Origin of the sequence: Roseofilum reptotaenium CS-1145, assembly GCF_028330985.1 — a bacterium.
In the GTDB taxonomy this organism is placed as follows: domain Bacteria; phylum Cyanobacteriota; class Cyanobacteriia; order Cyanobacteriales; family Desertifilaceae; genus Roseofilum; species Roseofilum reptotaenium.
In genome coordinates this window covers 68900-83856 of sequence record NZ_JAQMUE010000080.1, presented here as the reverse complement: position 1 = coordinate 83856, position 14957 = coordinate 68900, and the positions used below count along the sequence as shown (strand labels likewise).

The 14957-nt window shown below is 44.0% G+C and carries 12 protein-coding genes; 5 read left to right on the top strand and 7 right to left on the bottom strand.

Features of this window, described 5'->3' with window-relative positions; translation table 11 throughout:
- Positions 1 to 88: 88 nt before the first annotated feature.
- The 4 genes from PN466_RS16365 to PN466_RS16350 all read right to left on the bottom strand — a co-directional run bounded on the left by PN466_RS16365 (position 89) and on the right by PN466_RS16350 (position 4797).
- Positions 89 to 1969 carry an ABC transporter ATP-binding protein gene (locus PN466_RS16365; protein WP_271941051.1) on the bottom strand — a complete coding sequence of 627 codons (1881 nt, stop codon included), beginning with the start codon at positions 1967 to 1969 and terminating at the stop codon, positions 89 to 91.
- Positions 1970 to 2060: 91 nt separating this feature from the next.
- Positions 2061 to 2609, bottom strand: a complete 549-nt coding sequence (locus PN466_RS16360; protein WP_271941049.1) for an NUDIX hydrolase — start codon at positions 2607 to 2609, stop codon at positions 2061 to 2063.
- A 48-nt stretch (positions 2610 to 2657) separates the two neighbouring features.
- Positions 2658 to 3899, bottom strand: a complete 1242-nt coding sequence (locus PN466_RS16355) for a hypothetical protein (RefSeq protein WP_271941047.1) — start codon at positions 3897 to 3899, stop codon at positions 2658 to 2660.
- A gap of 352 nt (positions 3900 to 4251) precedes the next feature.
- Positions 4252 to 4797 (bottom strand): peroxiredoxin, encoded by a 546-nt coding sequence (locus PN466_RS16350; protein WP_390890024.1) that lies wholly within the window; start codon positions 4795 to 4797, stop codon positions 4252 to 4254.
- A 114-nt stretch (positions 4798 to 4911) separates the two neighbouring features.
- Between PN466_RS16350 and purS the strand changes: the two genes are divergently transcribed.
- A complete protein-coding gene (gene purS, locus PN466_RS16345) occupies positions 4912 to 5169 on the top strand; it encodes a phosphoribosylformylglycinamidine synthase subunit PurS (protein ID WP_271941042.1) in 258 nt (85 codons plus the stop codon).
- A 12-nt stretch (positions 5170 to 5181) separates the two neighbouring features.
- Positions 5182 to 5850 (top strand): phosphoribosylformylglycinamidine synthase subunit PurQ, encoded by a 669-nt coding sequence (gene purQ, locus PN466_RS16340; RefSeq protein WP_271941040.1) that lies wholly within the window; start codon positions 5182 to 5184, stop codon positions 5848 to 5850.
- Positions 5851 to 5908: 58 nt separating this feature from the next.
- Here purQ and PN466_RS16335 read toward each other — a convergent pair whose 3' ends face one another.
- Positions 5909 to 8635: a CHASE2 domain-containing protein gene (locus tag PN466_RS16335; RefSeq protein ID WP_271941038.1), complete on the bottom strand. Its 2727-nt coding sequence runs from the start codon at positions 8633 to 8635 to the stop codon at positions 5909 to 5911.
- Between the two features lie 730 nt (positions 8636 to 9365).
- Here PN466_RS16335 and PN466_RS16330 point away from each other — a divergent pair.
- Entirely contained in the window at positions 9366 to 10310 is a 945-nt protein-coding gene (locus PN466_RS16330; protein WP_313898623.1) for an RluA family pseudouridine synthase, read from the top strand.
- Here PN466_RS16330 and PN466_RS16325 read toward each other — a convergent pair.
- Complete coding sequence (locus PN466_RS16325; protein WP_271941037.1) at positions 10299 to 11063, bottom strand: phycobilisome rod-core linker polypeptide; 765 nt, start codon at positions 11061 to 11063, stop codon at positions 10299 to 10301. The two genes, PN466_RS16330 and PN466_RS16325, sit on opposite strands and share 12 nt — an antisense overlap.
- A 222-nt stretch (positions 11064 to 11285) precedes the next feature.
- Positions 11286 to 12578, bottom strand: a complete 1293-nt coding sequence (eno, locus tag PN466_RS16320) for a phosphopyruvate hydratase (RefSeq protein WP_271941034.1) — start codon at positions 12576 to 12578, stop codon at positions 11286 to 11288.
- Positions 12579 to 12691: 113 nt separating this feature from the next.
- Between eno and gloA the strand changes: the two genes are divergently transcribed.
- Both gloA and PN466_RS16310 read left to right on the top strand, forming a co-directional pair.
- Entirely contained in the window at positions 12692 to 13078 is a 387-nt protein-coding gene (gene gloA, locus PN466_RS16315) for a lactoylglutathione lyase (RefSeq protein WP_271941031.1), read from the top strand.
- A gap of 40 nt (positions 13079 to 13118) precedes the next feature.
- Positions 13119 to 14807 carry a DUF2079 domain-containing protein gene (locus PN466_RS16310; RefSeq protein ID WP_271941030.1) on the top strand — a complete coding sequence of 563 codons (1689 nt, stop codon included), beginning with the start codon at positions 13119 to 13121 and terminating at the stop codon, positions 14805 to 14807.
- Positions 14808 to 14957: the final 150 nt, after the last annotated feature.

Here is a 14957-nt window from a genome sequence, read left to right as displayed (position 1 = left end):
TAGCGCGAAACGCTATAGTAACCATTAATGAATCTAAATTAAGAGTTCGTATTCTACCATTTTCATAAATTATAGCTAAAGTCTATCTTCAAGTCCCCAACATTTGCAACTGATACAAACTCGCATATAATCCCTTTTGAGTTAATAAGGATTCATGGGTTCCTGTTTCCACTAAAGCCCCCTGTTTTAAGACAAAAATTCGGTCTACATTGCGAATGGTGGATAGACGATGGGCGATAATAATGGCGGTGCGATTGATTAAAAGCTGATCGAGGGCCTCTTGGACTAAGGCTTCTGTGCCCACATCTAAACTCGATGTTGCTTCATCCAAAACTAAGATATTCGGATTGCGAATCGCGACTCGCGCAAAAGCTAATAACTGTTTTTGTCCGCTGGATAAATTTGTACCTCTTTCCCGTAATTGGGTGTCATATCCTTGGGGTAACTCTTCAATAAAGCGGTCAATATTGGTCAGTTTTGCTGCTGCTTGAATTTGAGATAACGGATAGGATTCACCCAGGGAAATATTACTTTTCACATCTCCAGAAAATAGAAATCCATCTTGTAAAATCACGCCTAAATGACGGCGCAACTCTTGTTGGGGTAAATGGCGAATATCAATACCATCAACTAAAATCCTCCCATAGGTGGGTTCATAGAGGCGACACAACAAGCGAATCACCGAACTTTTACCAGCTCCCGTTGGTCCCACAAGGGCAATTTTTTCACCCGGGCGAATAGTAAAATCTAGATTTTTAATCACAAATTCATCTTTTTTGTAGGCAAACCAAACCTCTTCAAAGCGAATTTCACCTATTTTTGGCTCTGATAGTTCTGTAGCGGTGGATTGATCCAATTTTTCCTTTTCCAATGCAGATCTGGGTGAAGCTACCCCTATTTGTAGATTTTGGCGTTTTTCGACTTCTGGATCGCGAATATCAATGGGTTGACTCATGAGTTCATTAATCCGTTCAATGGCAGTAAATCCCGATTGAAACATGGTGAATTTTTCCGCGAACCGCCGCAGGGGGTCGAAAAAACGAGGTGCAAAGAGGATAAATTCAGAGAGGATACCAAACGTAAGTTGATCTTGTAGAATGAGCATTCCGCCTAAACCGAGAACGCCAGCAACGGCGACGAGGGCAATCCATTCTAAGGTCGCAGAAACTCCGGAATCATAGAAGATGGTTTTATCAATAGCTTCAATAAACCGTTGATTGTTTTTACGAAAGAGTTCTTGATTAAACCGCTCACGGCGAAAGAGTTGGACGACATCGATGCCGATAATATTTTCTTGAAATTGGGCGTTGAGCTTGGATAATTCTTCCCTAGCGATATAGTTGGCAGCTCGATATTGCTGTTGAAAGTAAATAATCAGTAAGGTGACAGGAATCAGTAAACCAATTAACAGAAGCGCCAGTTGCCATTGCTGGCGAAACATGACTACACCAATGACCATAATGGAGACAATATCATTGATAATGCCGATCGCTCCCGTGGAAAAGACCTCTCCGAGGGCTTCCACGTCATTGGTTAACCGGGTAATCAAACTACCGACGGGGGTTCGGTCAAAAAATTTAACGGCTAAGGCAGTAACATGGTCAAATAAATCATCGCGAATATCTGCGGTTAACTGTTGTCCGACCTTTTGAATCATAAACCCTTGTACGCCAGCAAATAGGAGGCGAAAGAGAATCGTAACCAGAAGCAAACCCCCTAAGAGATTAATACTGGTAGACACCGATAAGGAATCTAAAATCGCCCAAGTGGGTTCGCTCTTAAGTTTAGAAACCGCTTGTCCAATCATCAAAGGCTGAACTGCGCCAGCCAACGACAGAGGCAATAAAAGGATTAAGGATGCTGTCAGCAATTTTCCATGGCGACGAGCATAGGGAGCCAGTCGCATTAAAAGCTGCCAGTCATTTTGTTTGCGGCGGGGTTTCTCTAGGGAAGGGGGAGGAGAAGTCATAGGTTATAGCGCTTCACCCGGGTAATGGGTAATGGGGGTAATGGGTAATGGGATGGTGCTGGCTATTTTACAGATACTTTAGCCTACCTACTTAGCGGAGGAAGGGACGGGCTAAAACGAAGGCGGAAATGGATTTGGCATCGATTTGTTCCCCGTCTACAATGGCTTGTTCTAATTCTTGTGGAGTCATTAACACCGTTTCTATATCTTCATCTTCGTCTTGCTGGGGAGGGTTGGGCAAGAGTTCGAGATCTTCGGCTAAAAAGGCATAAATAATTTCATCGGAATAGCCAGGAGCCAGAAAAAATTCACCCAGTTTACGCCATTTATGACTCCGATATCCGGTTTCTTCTTCAATTTCCCGTTTAATGGTTTCGGCGGGATCTTCATGCACTTCTACGGTTCCAGCCGGAAATTCAAGCAGTCGTCCCTGTGCTGCAAAGCGGTATTGACGCACCAGGACTAATTTTCCTTCTGGGGTGACGGGTACAGCAAGAGCGCCTCCAGGATGATAGATGCATTCCCAGTCACCGACAACACCATTGGGAAGGCGCAGGGTTGCGCCCTCGAAGCTGAATTTACGTCCTTGGTAGAAGAAGCGTTGTTGGATTTTTTCTGCGGGTTCCGGTTGAAAGGCCATGGTAAGTTAATGAACAATTAAAAATTAGGGTTTGATTTCCCTAGCTTCCTATCCTAGCGGTATGGACGGTCTAGGGGAACGATTGAGCGATAATTCAAGGGTTTCAGCCTCTTGAAGATCCTTCAGATAATCGAGAATCCTCTCAGCAATCATCTGGTTACCCAAGGCAGAATTATGGCCATATTCAGTCAGAAATATCTTGCTCAAGTCTAGTTCTTCGTCAGCAAAAAGATCCATCAGATCGATATACCGATACCCTTGAGCTGCAAAGCGATCGAGTAGCGGTTGATAGGATCTATTGTCTGTTGTTCTATAGTCTTGAACATCATGCCATCTGGGAAAAATAATAATAATCGGAATACTACCGTTGTCTTGGACTTCTTGGTAAAAGCGATCGAAAATCGCCGTAGTTACCTGGAAGGCTTCTGATTCAGGATGATAGATTTGATTTAGACTGACCCAGGTCTGGCGATCGCCATCAGAAAACTCTTGAATTAAAATTCTCACCAATCTCACTGTCGGGGACCAATCTATGAGACTGGATTTATACCGACGATTGTAGTAGCGATCGTGTGCGCCAACTTCAGCTAAAACGGATTGGGGTCGCTGTAATAACTTCTGATAGTGTGCCTGAGTGGGGAGTGCATTGGGAATCTCCAATAACTCACCCCCTTCAAGAATAAATCTAGGTTTGCCTAATGGAAAACCTGTCTGTGGAAAATAAAACGGGCGAAATGTATTGATATGGCGATAAATATTTTCTACCATAAAACCAATGAGTACCACTTGAGATTCGTACTGTTTTCCGTCTTTTTGATAGCGTAGGTAGGCTTGATCTAGACCAAAAGCACCTACTCCAAAATTCAAGACTTCATAGCCACTAGACTTTTCCATAGTTGCTTGCCAAGTTTCATGGTTTTTGACCTCAGCTCCATGGGTAAATGAGTCCCCAAATGACGTAATTCTTAAGATATTATCGGGTGGTTTAAGTGGGTAGTTGCGATCGCCCCTAAAGCCAGCACTGTTAGCTTGGAATAACCTTGATGAACCATTCGGTTGAATCGTCCATCCCAATGTTGAACTCCATTGATAGTATTGAGTTTTACCTTCTATGAGTTCGGTGATTTTCTCTTGATGTTTTTCTGATAAAGTGTCCGCAGGTTGGTAGAATACGTTACGTTTTTCTCCCAGGTAATAGAGTCCAGCAGAAGCGATCGCTTCTGTCACTCCGTAAAGGAGGAGAAATAAAATAACAGAGTAGACGTTCTCTTTAGCTTTGTTTCGAGCCATACTTTATCTAACCTATCGATACAAAAGATGTAGTAGCGCTACGATCGCCCAAATCCTATCCTTATCGGTTGATACTGTGCATAATTATCTGTAATCAAACAGTTACAGCACTTGGCTTGCTTTATGAGGTACAGTCCACAAGCTCCTCCTAATATCAAATCCTTAGATGTTTGCTACAGATGATTGACACTCCAGACACTCCGGACACTCCGGACACGGAGATTTGATGTGTAGCATGACTTTGGGGATTTGATATAAATCCCCCTTCCCAAGGGGGGCAGTAAAAGTCCCCCTTTTTAAGGAGGGTTGGGGGGATCGAAATGCAGGGCACAGAGAAAGAAAACTGCTGTAATTATGCTTGCAGCTCGTCCAAACGGGTGAGAACTTCTTGGGAGTGAATTGCAGGACGAACGCCGGTAAATGTGGCGCGGAGAATGCCATCAGGATCAACAATAAACGTATGGCGCATGGAGATAAATCGTAACCAAGAACCATAGGCTTTGCTCACTGCCCCGGTGGTATCGGCAAGTAAGGGAAATTTTAAGCCTTCACTGTCGCAAAAATCAGCATGGGATTTAATATCATCAGCACTAATGCCTAAAATTTGGGTATTACGCTCTAAGTATTCAGGTAAATCTTGTTGAAAGCGCCGCGCTTCTAGTGTACAACCTGGGGTAAAGTCAGCAGGGTAGAAGTAAACCACGATCCATTGTCCTTGATAATCAGAAAGGGAAATTTCCCCCTCTCCGGTATTGGTGGGCAGTTGGAAGGAGGGGGCAGGTTGCCCGATTTCGGGGAGTTTACCTCCTAGGGCGAAGGTGGGCGCTCCGAAGGGTAGGGAGAGCGCCAGAAGGAGGAAACTGGTGAGGATCAGGCGGAAGAGCGATCGCCGATTCAATGGATTCATGGGGATGTATATTGAATTAGGAGTTCAATTGCACACTGTAGCAGTTTCTTTCTGAGGACAGGGGGTGTACTCTTAAAAGTGGTGTACCCTAAAGGCAAGTCAATCGTGGCTCAAACCTATCGTGCGAAAATTTTTGTCACCCTGCGCCCTTCCGTTCTCGATCCAGCGGGGGTTGCAGTGGAGTCGGGCTTAAAAGAGTTGGGATATGAAACCGTAGAAGGGGTGAGAATTGGTAAATATATTGATTTACAACTGCAAGCGGAGGGAGAACAGGAGGCTCAGGAGCAACTCGATCAAATGTGCGATCGCCTGTTAGCCAATCCCGTGATTGAAAATTATCGTTTTGATTTAATTCCAGAGTAGGGGGGAAAGATCGTGAAGTTTGGGGTGGTGGTTTTTCCCGGTTCTAACTGCGATCGCGATATGGTGTATGTATTGCGCGATGTGTTAGGTTGCCCAACTCGGTTAATTTGGCATCAAGAAACGACATTAGATGATGTGGATGTGGTGGTACTACCGGGGGGATTTAGCTATGGAGATTATTTGCGCTGCGGGGCGATCGCCCGATTTTCTCCCATTATGGGGGCGATCGTCGAACAGGCCAACCAAGGTAAGCTCGTCTTTGGTATCTGCAATGGGTTTCAGGTGTTAACCGAGGTGGGATTATTACCGGGAGCCTTAACACGCAATCAAGGACTTCACTTTGTGTGCGATCGCATCACCTTGAAAGTAGAAAACAATCAAACCCCCTTTACCCATTTATACCTTAAAGATCGGAACGTTACCCTCCCCATTGCCCATGGCGAAGGGCGCTATTATGCCGATTCCGAAACGCTTAACCAACTCGAAGATAATCAGCAAGTTCTCTTCCGCTATGTCGGAGAAAATCCCAATGGTTCCCTCAATAATATTGCTGGAATTTGCAATCAGAACGGCAATGTAATGGGTATGATGCCCCACCCCGAGCGTGCCAGCGATCCAGTTTTAGGAGGAACCGATGGATTAGCTCTGTTTAAGGGACTTTTGGAGACAATGAATAGTTAAAATTAACAATGAAGATAGAGGTGGGGTGGGCACTTCCCACCTGACAATATTACCCATACTATACATACTTTTGCAAAATATCTTCAATACTTTCCACATCAAAATTCGCCGCCATCTCTTCTAAGTTCTTAATAAAACTTTGATAACTTGAATCGAGTTCTCGAATTCGGTCTAGTTCTACTTTTATTCCTTCAATATCGCCAATTTTAGCCGCATAGTGTAATTGTTTTAATTCAGTAGATTCCGGTGTTTTTTGTTCCGTAATCATCGTACAATCAGCAGAATTATGTACCTCAGTTTCTGTATCATGAGTTTCATAAATCCATTCTAGCTGCAAATAATGTTCCAATTTATCTAACAATTCGTCAATTTGAACCGGTTTAGACAAAATATCATTAGCCCCTGACTGTAAAAATTGATCTTGATCGGATGCAAATGCTCGCACCGATGAAATTAAAATAATCGTCTTTTCAAATTGGGGCGATTGTCGTAAATGACGAATCATCTCTAATCCATCCATTACCGGCATTCCCACATCACTAATAATTAATTCTGGATTCAATTTTTCTGCCATATCTAAACCTTGTTGACCATTTTCTGCCTCAGCAAATTCAAATCCCAAAGGCGATAATATTTCACAGATAATTCCACGATTTTGCCAGCGGTTATCAACAATTAAAATACGAGGTGATTTTCCTTTAACATGAATAGGATTGTCTCGGAAATATTTAGTTTTATGACTAAACTTATTGTGGCTTTTTAAGTCGATATGAAGCTGAAATTTACTCCCTTGTCCCAGCTTGCTGGTTACTGTTATTTCCCCTCCCATTAAATCAATAATTTGCTGTGTAATTGCCAAACCTAAACCCGTTCCTTCTGCATTCTGACTTTTACTCCCCACTTGCTCAAAGGGCAAAAAAATAGTATTCAATTGATCGGGATTCATTCCCACTCCAGTATCTTCAATGGTAAAAGCTAGGGGGTGAATTGTAGAATTATAATCTAAATTAATTAGGGGGTTCCGGCGATAAACATGGAAAATCACTCCCCCTTGATGGGTAAACTTAATAGCATTACCAATTAAATTAATTAAAACTTGCCTGAGTCGTTTTTCATCAAAAAATAGATTTTCTGGTAATTCATCATCAATTTTATAGATAAACTCAATATTCTTTTGTTCTGCCTTAATACGGCAAATCTCAGCGACTCCAAGTAAAAAAGATTGAAAATGAACATCCATGGGATTTAAGTCCATTTTGCGGGCTTCAATTTTGGCTAAATCAAGAATATCATTGATTAAATTGAGTAAATGTGTGCCACATTGATTAATGATCTTGATGTTATTAATCTGCTGAGAATTCAAGCTGGAATCTCGACTTAAAATCTGACTATAACCGAGAATGCCATTTAAGGGGGTGCGCAGTTCATGACTCATGTTGGTGAGGAATTCACTTTTGGCTTTATTGGCATCATCTGCTGCTAATTTAGCGGCTTGTAATTCTTGGGTACGTTCGGCAACTTTTAATTCTAAAGTGTGTAAATAGTCTTGCAGTTGTTGTTGAGATTTTCTCAGATTACTCCAGAGGGTATAGCTTGTTTCCAGCAGTGCCGAGCTAGTTAAGCCTAAAACAGAGGGAATCATCGGTATCCACCAGCCATAGAGAAACAGAAGATAGCTGATGCCAATAATACTGGCAGCACTGATGATAAAATAAAGGATAGTTCGCCAAATATAAAGTTTAGCAATACCGTCAATGAACCGCCATTGACTAATACATTGTGCGCCGATGATTGACCAAGAAAAAATCCACAGATATTCCCAGATTTCGGGTAAAATTTTTATGGATAACCGGCCGTTCATGGCCTCACTGATGATCTGACTGATTAAATTAGCATTTACTTCTACTCCTGCCATGGCTTGAGGAATCCCTCGAATCTCATTACTATAGGGAGTTAAGACCGATTCTTTTAAGCTTTTAGCGGTTGAACCAATTAAAATAATGCGATCGCGCATTAAATCTTCGGGAATTCGATCTTCTAGGACATCCATCAAGGAAACTGTGGTAAAGCTGCCCGGTTTACCCCGATAATTTAAGATAATCTGGTAACCGGCATCATTGCTGCGAATATAGGCCCCATCATTGCTGGAAAAGGGGTAAAAGCTTGCTTCACCCAGGGTAATCTGAAAGTCTTCGGTAATTGTAGGAGAAATATCCTGGGTTTCTAAGTATAATATGGCCAAACGAAAGCCCAAACTCAAGATTGTATTACCTTGAGCATCATCAAGATAGAGGAACCCTCGGCGAATTTTACCATCCACATCCCAGGGTAAGTCATTGGCACTAATTTGACTGAGTTCAGCGAGGACAGGAGGGGGGGCGATCGCCAACCCATCACTTTCTCCCACTACTTTTTCAATCCCAATTAAGTTGGAAGTCTCTCGAAATAGAGCGGTTAAATCCTCATAACCTGGCTCAACGGGCAAGTTACGGTATAAATTTAACCCAATAACGCTAGGATTTTGAGCTTTTACTTTTTGTAATAATTTTGTTAAGATGGCATCCGAAACTGGCCAAGTTCCCACACTTTGCAGATCTGTCTCATTAATGCCAACAATGATAATGCGATCATCTCTAGCTTCTACTGGACGCAAGCGAAACCCTTGATCGAATGCCGCTAGCTCTAAAGGTTGTAATAGTCCTGTAAGCCGCACACCAACGATCGCTACAGTCATGCTAGTAGCAGTGAGCCAGACTTTACCCCATCGCTTGATTATACTGCTCAACGTTGCCCACATCCCTTCAATCTATCAATTAAGGACTTTTCCCACCATCAGGTTTCTCTTGAGGCTCTATGGACGGTTGACTCCATTTTGACCTTATTTCTAGTGTACCCCTGCTATCATCAGTTGATTGGATAGCTTAGAGTTGAGAGTGGACAGTGATGAACACTGACGGAGGGGCAATTGATGGATTACCCCTCCATAAAAGATATAATTGTGGCAGCAGTGAAGTAATACGAAGCTGGTTAGCTTATGCGAGAAATGCGCTAGATATTTACTGACTAATTATACTGCATAATAGTCGTTTAAAACGGTTGTTTATTCAGTGTATTTAATGACTTATAAAAATAGAGTCAGGGAAATGACTCGTGGGGTAATAGCTAAAGAATCAGCACTAATTTTTAGGCGATCAAGAGGTCATCCACATAAACAGCATTTACAATTATTTCCATCGTCATCACAGCATTGGCAGCAATCAATGGCTAAGTTCTGTTTCATGAGGTTTGGGTTTTGCTGGGAACAGCCAAAACTCTGGATAGCCACGATCATCAAAAGGATCTGAAGCAATTTCGGTAGATAATTCATTGTGTCTATGCACCCTTGAACTCTTAATATCTTTACTTTACCGCTTTTTTTATCAAGTGACCTAGGGGGGAAAACCACTTATTTTAAAGTAATGATTCAATCGATTGGTTTTACCCATTACCCATGAACAGCATGTAGGGCTATAGTTGTGATTGTAAATTTATCAGAAATAATTAATCTTCAGGTTAAACAGAAGGCCGATCGCCTAGATCGCTATCTCTCGGATCAGTTACCGGATTTTTCTCGCTCCCGGCTCCAGAAATTGATCGATCGCGGTCAAGTGAAAGTCAATGATCGGGTATGTCAACTGAAGAAAATGACTCTGCAACCGGGCGATCGCATCATCTTAGAGTTGCCTCCCGTGCAACCGGTTGACCTGATCCCAGAAGACATCCCCCTGGATATTCTCTATGAAGACGATCAAATTTTGATTGTTAATAAACCGGCTGGCTTAGTGGTACATCCCTCAGTTGGTCATGAAACGGGGACATTAGTCCATGGCATTTTAGCCCATTGTCCTGACTTAAAAGGCATTGGTGGCGAGCAGAGACCGGGAATTGTCCATCGACTCGATAAGGATACCACTGGCGCTCTGGCGATCGCCAAAACTGAAACTGCCCTTTATCATCTCCAAGCTCAACTGAAAGAAAAAACTGCCCGTCGCGACTATCTCGGTATTGTCCATGGTTCTCTCAGCACCGACAGCGGAACCGTTAACCAACCCATTGGGCGACATCCTGGCGATCGCCAAAAAATGGCGATCATCCCCCCAGAAAAAGGCGGTCGTCCCTCCATCACCCATTGGCAGGTTCAAGAGAGCCTTGGTAACTATACCCTCATGCACTTCCAACTTGAAACCGGCCGTACCCATCAAATCCGCGTCCATAGTGCCTTTATCGGTCATCCCCTCGTGGGAGATGCCACCTATAGTCGCAACCGCTCCGTAGGCGTTAACCTCTCTGGGCAAGCCCTCCACGCTTGGCGACTGCGCCTGGAACATCCAGTAAAAAAGGAGTGGATAGAAGCTATTGCTCCACCACCCCCAGAATTTAATAAACTTTTACAAGTGCTTAGACAAAGATTAGGACTTTGACTTACGGTAAGGAGCCGCGATCGGAAGATTCGCAGTTGAAACCCGTCCTGCTCCTCCGGGCCGAGCGCTACCAATGGACTTAGCCATATCCAAGAAATAGGAAGGGCTGCCAGCGCCTGGTACTTTCTCTTGGGGAGTAAACTTGCGGATTTGGTTTTGCCAAACCAATTGAGGGAAGCCCAACTGAGAACGGTGATAGGCTTCATACCGAGGAGTCTTGAGATTAAATGGGGTATCTCCAGTTGGCCGTTGGGGAATAGACCGACGACGCTGGTAGGGAACCGTGTCATACCCAAAGTTTTCTAGGTATTCATCGCTCTCTAAGAGTTGATCGACAAATCCCATTACCCCTTTAGTCGCGATCACAATGGACCAAGCAATTTTTTCCCGCTCGCTGTATACATCGCGCCCTAACAAGCGCTGAACGCAGATTTCGACAAAGCGGTAGTTGTTATTGGTTTCGTAATTCAGCCGCAGGAAGGGATCGGAGGTCACTAAACCTTTAATGAAATCCCGAACTGTGATTTGACCATACCGGAGTTGAGACTCTAGGAAGGTTTGTTTATTTTGCTTGAGAATTTGGTGTTCGCTATAAACCTGGCGATAACCAGCCCAGATTACTTCATCCATGTCACTGCCAGCGGGCAGATTTTCCGTGGAATAAATGATGGGCTGCTCTTCTGAGCCTTTTTCATAGCCGGAAACACGCTCATTTTGTGTTTTTGGAGAGTAGTTTAATAAAGGAATTGCCACCTTGATATATCTCCCGAATCTTAGAAAAACTTACATTCCTTAACTATTTACTATATATCAGACTTTGGGCCAATCCTGTAGAAAGGTAGATCGAGAAAATTTAATGAGTAATTATGGTTTTAATGCAAGAATTCTTAATATTTTTTAATATATAGCGTTTTGTGTTAGGGAATAGGGAATCTCCCTCCCTGTCTCTGGAGTGTTCCCCCATTCCCCATTTCCCTAACTAATCTTGGGGCCTAAACCAACGCTTCCGGCATAAACTGCCATTTCACCTAATTCATCTTCAATGCGTAATAAGCGATTATACTTGGCAATTCGTTCGCTGCGGGAGAGGGAACCCGTTTTAATTTGTCCTGCGTTAGTGGCAACAGATAGATCGGCAATGGTCGTATCTTCCGTTTCTCCAGAACGGTGACTGATAACGGAGCGATAGCTCGATCGCGCTCCGAGAGCAATGGTATCCATGGTTTCGGTCAAAGAACCAATCTGATTGAGTTTAATCAAAATGGCATTGGCAACAGAGCGGTCGATCCCTTGCTGCAAACGACTAGGATTAGTGACGAATAAATCATCACCAACGAGCTGAATGCGATCGCCTAATTTCTCCGTTGCCAGTTTCCAATTATCCCAATCATCTTCAAAGAGAGCATCTTCCATCGAAACAATGGGATAGCGATCGATTAAACTACCCAGATAACCAACAAATTCTTCAGCCGAGTGGGAAGACCCATCATAAACATAATTGCCATTATCATAGAATTCGCTCGCTGCCAGGTCTAAGGCTAAAGAAACTTGCTTTCCAGGTTCATATCCCGCCTTATGAATGGCATCCATGAGAATATCTAAGGCTGCCTGGTTCGACTCTAAGTTGGGAGCATATCCCCCTTCATCTCCGACCCCCGTGAGTAAGTTTTTGTCTTTGAGGACCTTGCTCAACGAAGCAAACACTTCTGCACCCCAGCGTAGAGCATCCTTAAACGTTGGCGCGCCATGGGGGACAATCATGAACTCTTGAAAATCGACATTATTATCCGCATGGGCCCCACCATTGATCACATTCATCATCGGCACAGGAAGCACATTAGCGGAAGGGCCGCCCAAATAGCGGTATAAGGGCAATCCTAGGGTTTCTGCGGCGGCTTTGGCGGTTGCTAGAGAAACAGCGAGAATAGCATTTGCGCCCAATTCTTTCTTATTACTGGAGCCATCTCGGTCAATCATCAGATGGTCAACCAACCGTTGATTGAGAGCATCTATTCCAACGAGTGCCGGAGCAATTTTTTCTTGGACATTGCGAACTGCGGTTAAGACCCCTTTACCCCCATAACGCTCAGGGTCATCATCTCGGAGTTCATGGGCTTCAAACGTCCCAGTTGATGCGCCACTAGGGACTTGGGCTAAACCCATGGCACCATTAGCTAAATAGACTTCAGCCTCTACCGTGGGGCGACCTCTAGAGTCGAGAATCTCGCGGGCGTTGATTTCGGCGATCGCACTATCAAGTTCAGGCATAATCTTACTGTGTCCTTATTGTATATAGGGAACGTTTGTTAGAATACGCCATGGATCGCCGATCCGCCTTGAATTTTGGAAAGTATTTGGGATTGAAACTCGGAGATTAAACCATGCGATTTCTACACACCATGTTACGAGTGAAAAACTTAGAAGAGTCTCTAACGTTTTATTGCGACGTTTTAGGAATGAAACTGCTGCGTCAAAAGGACTATCCAGGGGGAGAGTTTACCTTGGCCTTTGTCGGGTATGGGGAAGAGTCCGATCATACAGTTCTAGAACTCACCTATAACTGGGGTCAAGACCAGTACGATCTCGGAGATGCCTACGGTCACATTGCCCTAGGAGTAGAAGATATCTATCAAACCTGCGACCAAATTAAGGATAAAGGCGGTAAGGTGGTGCGCGAACCCGGGCCGATGAAGCATGGATCTACGGTAATTGCTTTTGTAGAAGACCCCAATGGCTATAAAGTAGAACTGATTCAAACGAAGTCTTAGAGTGCTTCGCGCTAGGCAAGGGGCAATAGGCAAGAGTTATATGACTGCGAATATAGAGCAAGGGAGAAACATAACTCCCCTGCAAGCGAATGAATGGAAACCACTGCTGATGGTGGGGGGATTTTTTTTTACGGTCTGTATGGCGTTGGTATTGCATCGCCATTTCACCTTTTATTCGTCCTACGATCAGGGCATTTTTAATCAGGTGATGTGGAATGGCACTCAAGGAAACTTCTTCCAAAGTAGCCTGTCTTCTCAACTTTCTACCAATGTGGTTCACGCTGGGGAAATGCCTGATGTTAGTTATCACCGTTTGGGACAACATTTTACTCCGGCTTTGCTCCTGTGGTTGCCGTTCTATTCCTGGTTTCCCCAAGCTGCGACCTTATCCGTATTATTGGTGACCGTGATTTCTGCGGCAGGGATGGTGCTATACGTGCTAGCCCGGCAATATCTCGAACCGATTCCGGCTCGCTGGATTACTTGTAGCTATTATGGGGCCCATGCGGTCATTGGGCCGACTTTATGTAATTTTCACGATAATTTTCAGTTGCCCCTATTTATGTTTACCCTGCTGCTGGCGATGGAAAAACGGTGGTGGTGGCTGTTTGCGCTCATGTGTCCTTTGATTTTAGCAATTCGTGAGGATACAGGGATTGCTCTGTTTGGAGTAGGCATGTACATGATTTTGAGCCGCCGGTTTCCTCGGATTGGGGCAATGGTTTGTGTGCTGAGTTTCGGGTATATTTTAGCCTTGACTAATCTAATCATGCCCCTGTTTTCCGATGATATTTCCAAGCGCTTTATGTTGGAGCAGTTTGGCCAATTTACGGATGCCCAGGAAGCCTCAACCCTGGATATTATTAAGGGGATGTTAATGAGTCCTGGGAAATTGGCGATCGAATTAGTCACCCCATTTTCGCTCACTCTCAGGTATATTATTGCTCAATGGTTGCCGTTTGCCTTTGTCCCTGTTGTCGCACCAACTGCCTGGATCATTACGGGTTTTCCCTTGCTCAAATTATTTTCAGGTCAGACCACTTCGCTGCTCTCGGTTAATGTGCGTTATGCCATAGCTGTGGTTCCAGGACTCTGTTATGGGGCTATTTTATGGTGGTCTGGAGAAGGGTTCAATAACTTTTTTCAGCCGAATAAGCCACGTCAACCTCGCGCTCTGAGTCGTGTCTCGAAACGGGTGTGGGCCGTATGTCTGAGTATTTCTATTTTTTTGGCGATCGCCGCTAATCCCAATCGCACCTTATACTTTATTGTGCCCGATTCTGTAGAGCCATGGGTTTATGTCTCTCCCCTACAACAATGGCAAAGAAGTCAGGAAATCCATAATATTATCGGTCGAATTCCCGAAGATGCCAGTGTTGCAGCACCCACCTATATCATTCCCCATCTGTCCAGTCGCCGCGAAATTATTCGTTCCCCCTTCGTATTTATTAAAGATGATAATGGGCAAGTAGAAACCGTCGATTATGTGGTGGTTGATTTATGGCGTTTAGTGCGCTATCAACCCGCATTTGGTGAGGATAGAGAATCCCTGAACATCCATGTGGGTTTAATTAATCATCTGCTCACTACCTCCCAGTATGGGATTACCGAATTTATCAATGGAGTGGTTTTAATGGAAAAAGACGTGAATTCTGTGCCGGAAAAATTGCAGCAATGGCAAGCGTATGAACAATCCATTCAACCCGTTTTAAATCAAGAGCGAGGTTAATGGAGTTCTTGCAGAAGTCAGGGAATAGGCAATAGCACTCGGATTGTAAAGTGCGATCGCCGCCAAATTGGCGATCCCTAAGGCTATGCTCATGTGAATTTACAATGATTTTGGCGGTGACAGCTTTAATTGATTTCCAGTATTTATGAG

Coding starts and splice junctions, on each gene's coding strand:
- PN466_RS16365 (WP_271941051.1), bottom strand. CDS start 1,969: ATGACTTCTCCTCCCCCTTCCCTAGAGAAACCCCGCCGCAAACAAAAT.
- PN466_RS16360 (WP_271941049.1), bottom strand. CDS start 2,609: ATGGCCTTTCAACCGGAACCCGCAGAAAAAATCCAACAACGCTTCTTC.
- PN466_RS16355 (WP_271941047.1), bottom strand. CDS start 3,899: ATGGCTCGAAACAAAGCTAAAGAGAACGTCTACTCTGTTATTTTATTT.
- eno (WP_271941034.1), bottom strand. CDS start 12,578: ATGCCTGAACTTGATAGTGCGATCGCCGAAATCAACGCCCGCGAGATT.
- gloA (WP_271941031.1), top strand. CDS start 12,692: ATGCGATTTCTACACACCATGTTACGAGTGAAAAACTTAGAAGAGTCT.
- PN466_RS16310 (WP_271941030.1), top strand. CDS start 13,119: ATGACTGCGAATATAGAGCAAGGGAGAAACATAACTCCCCTGCAAGCG.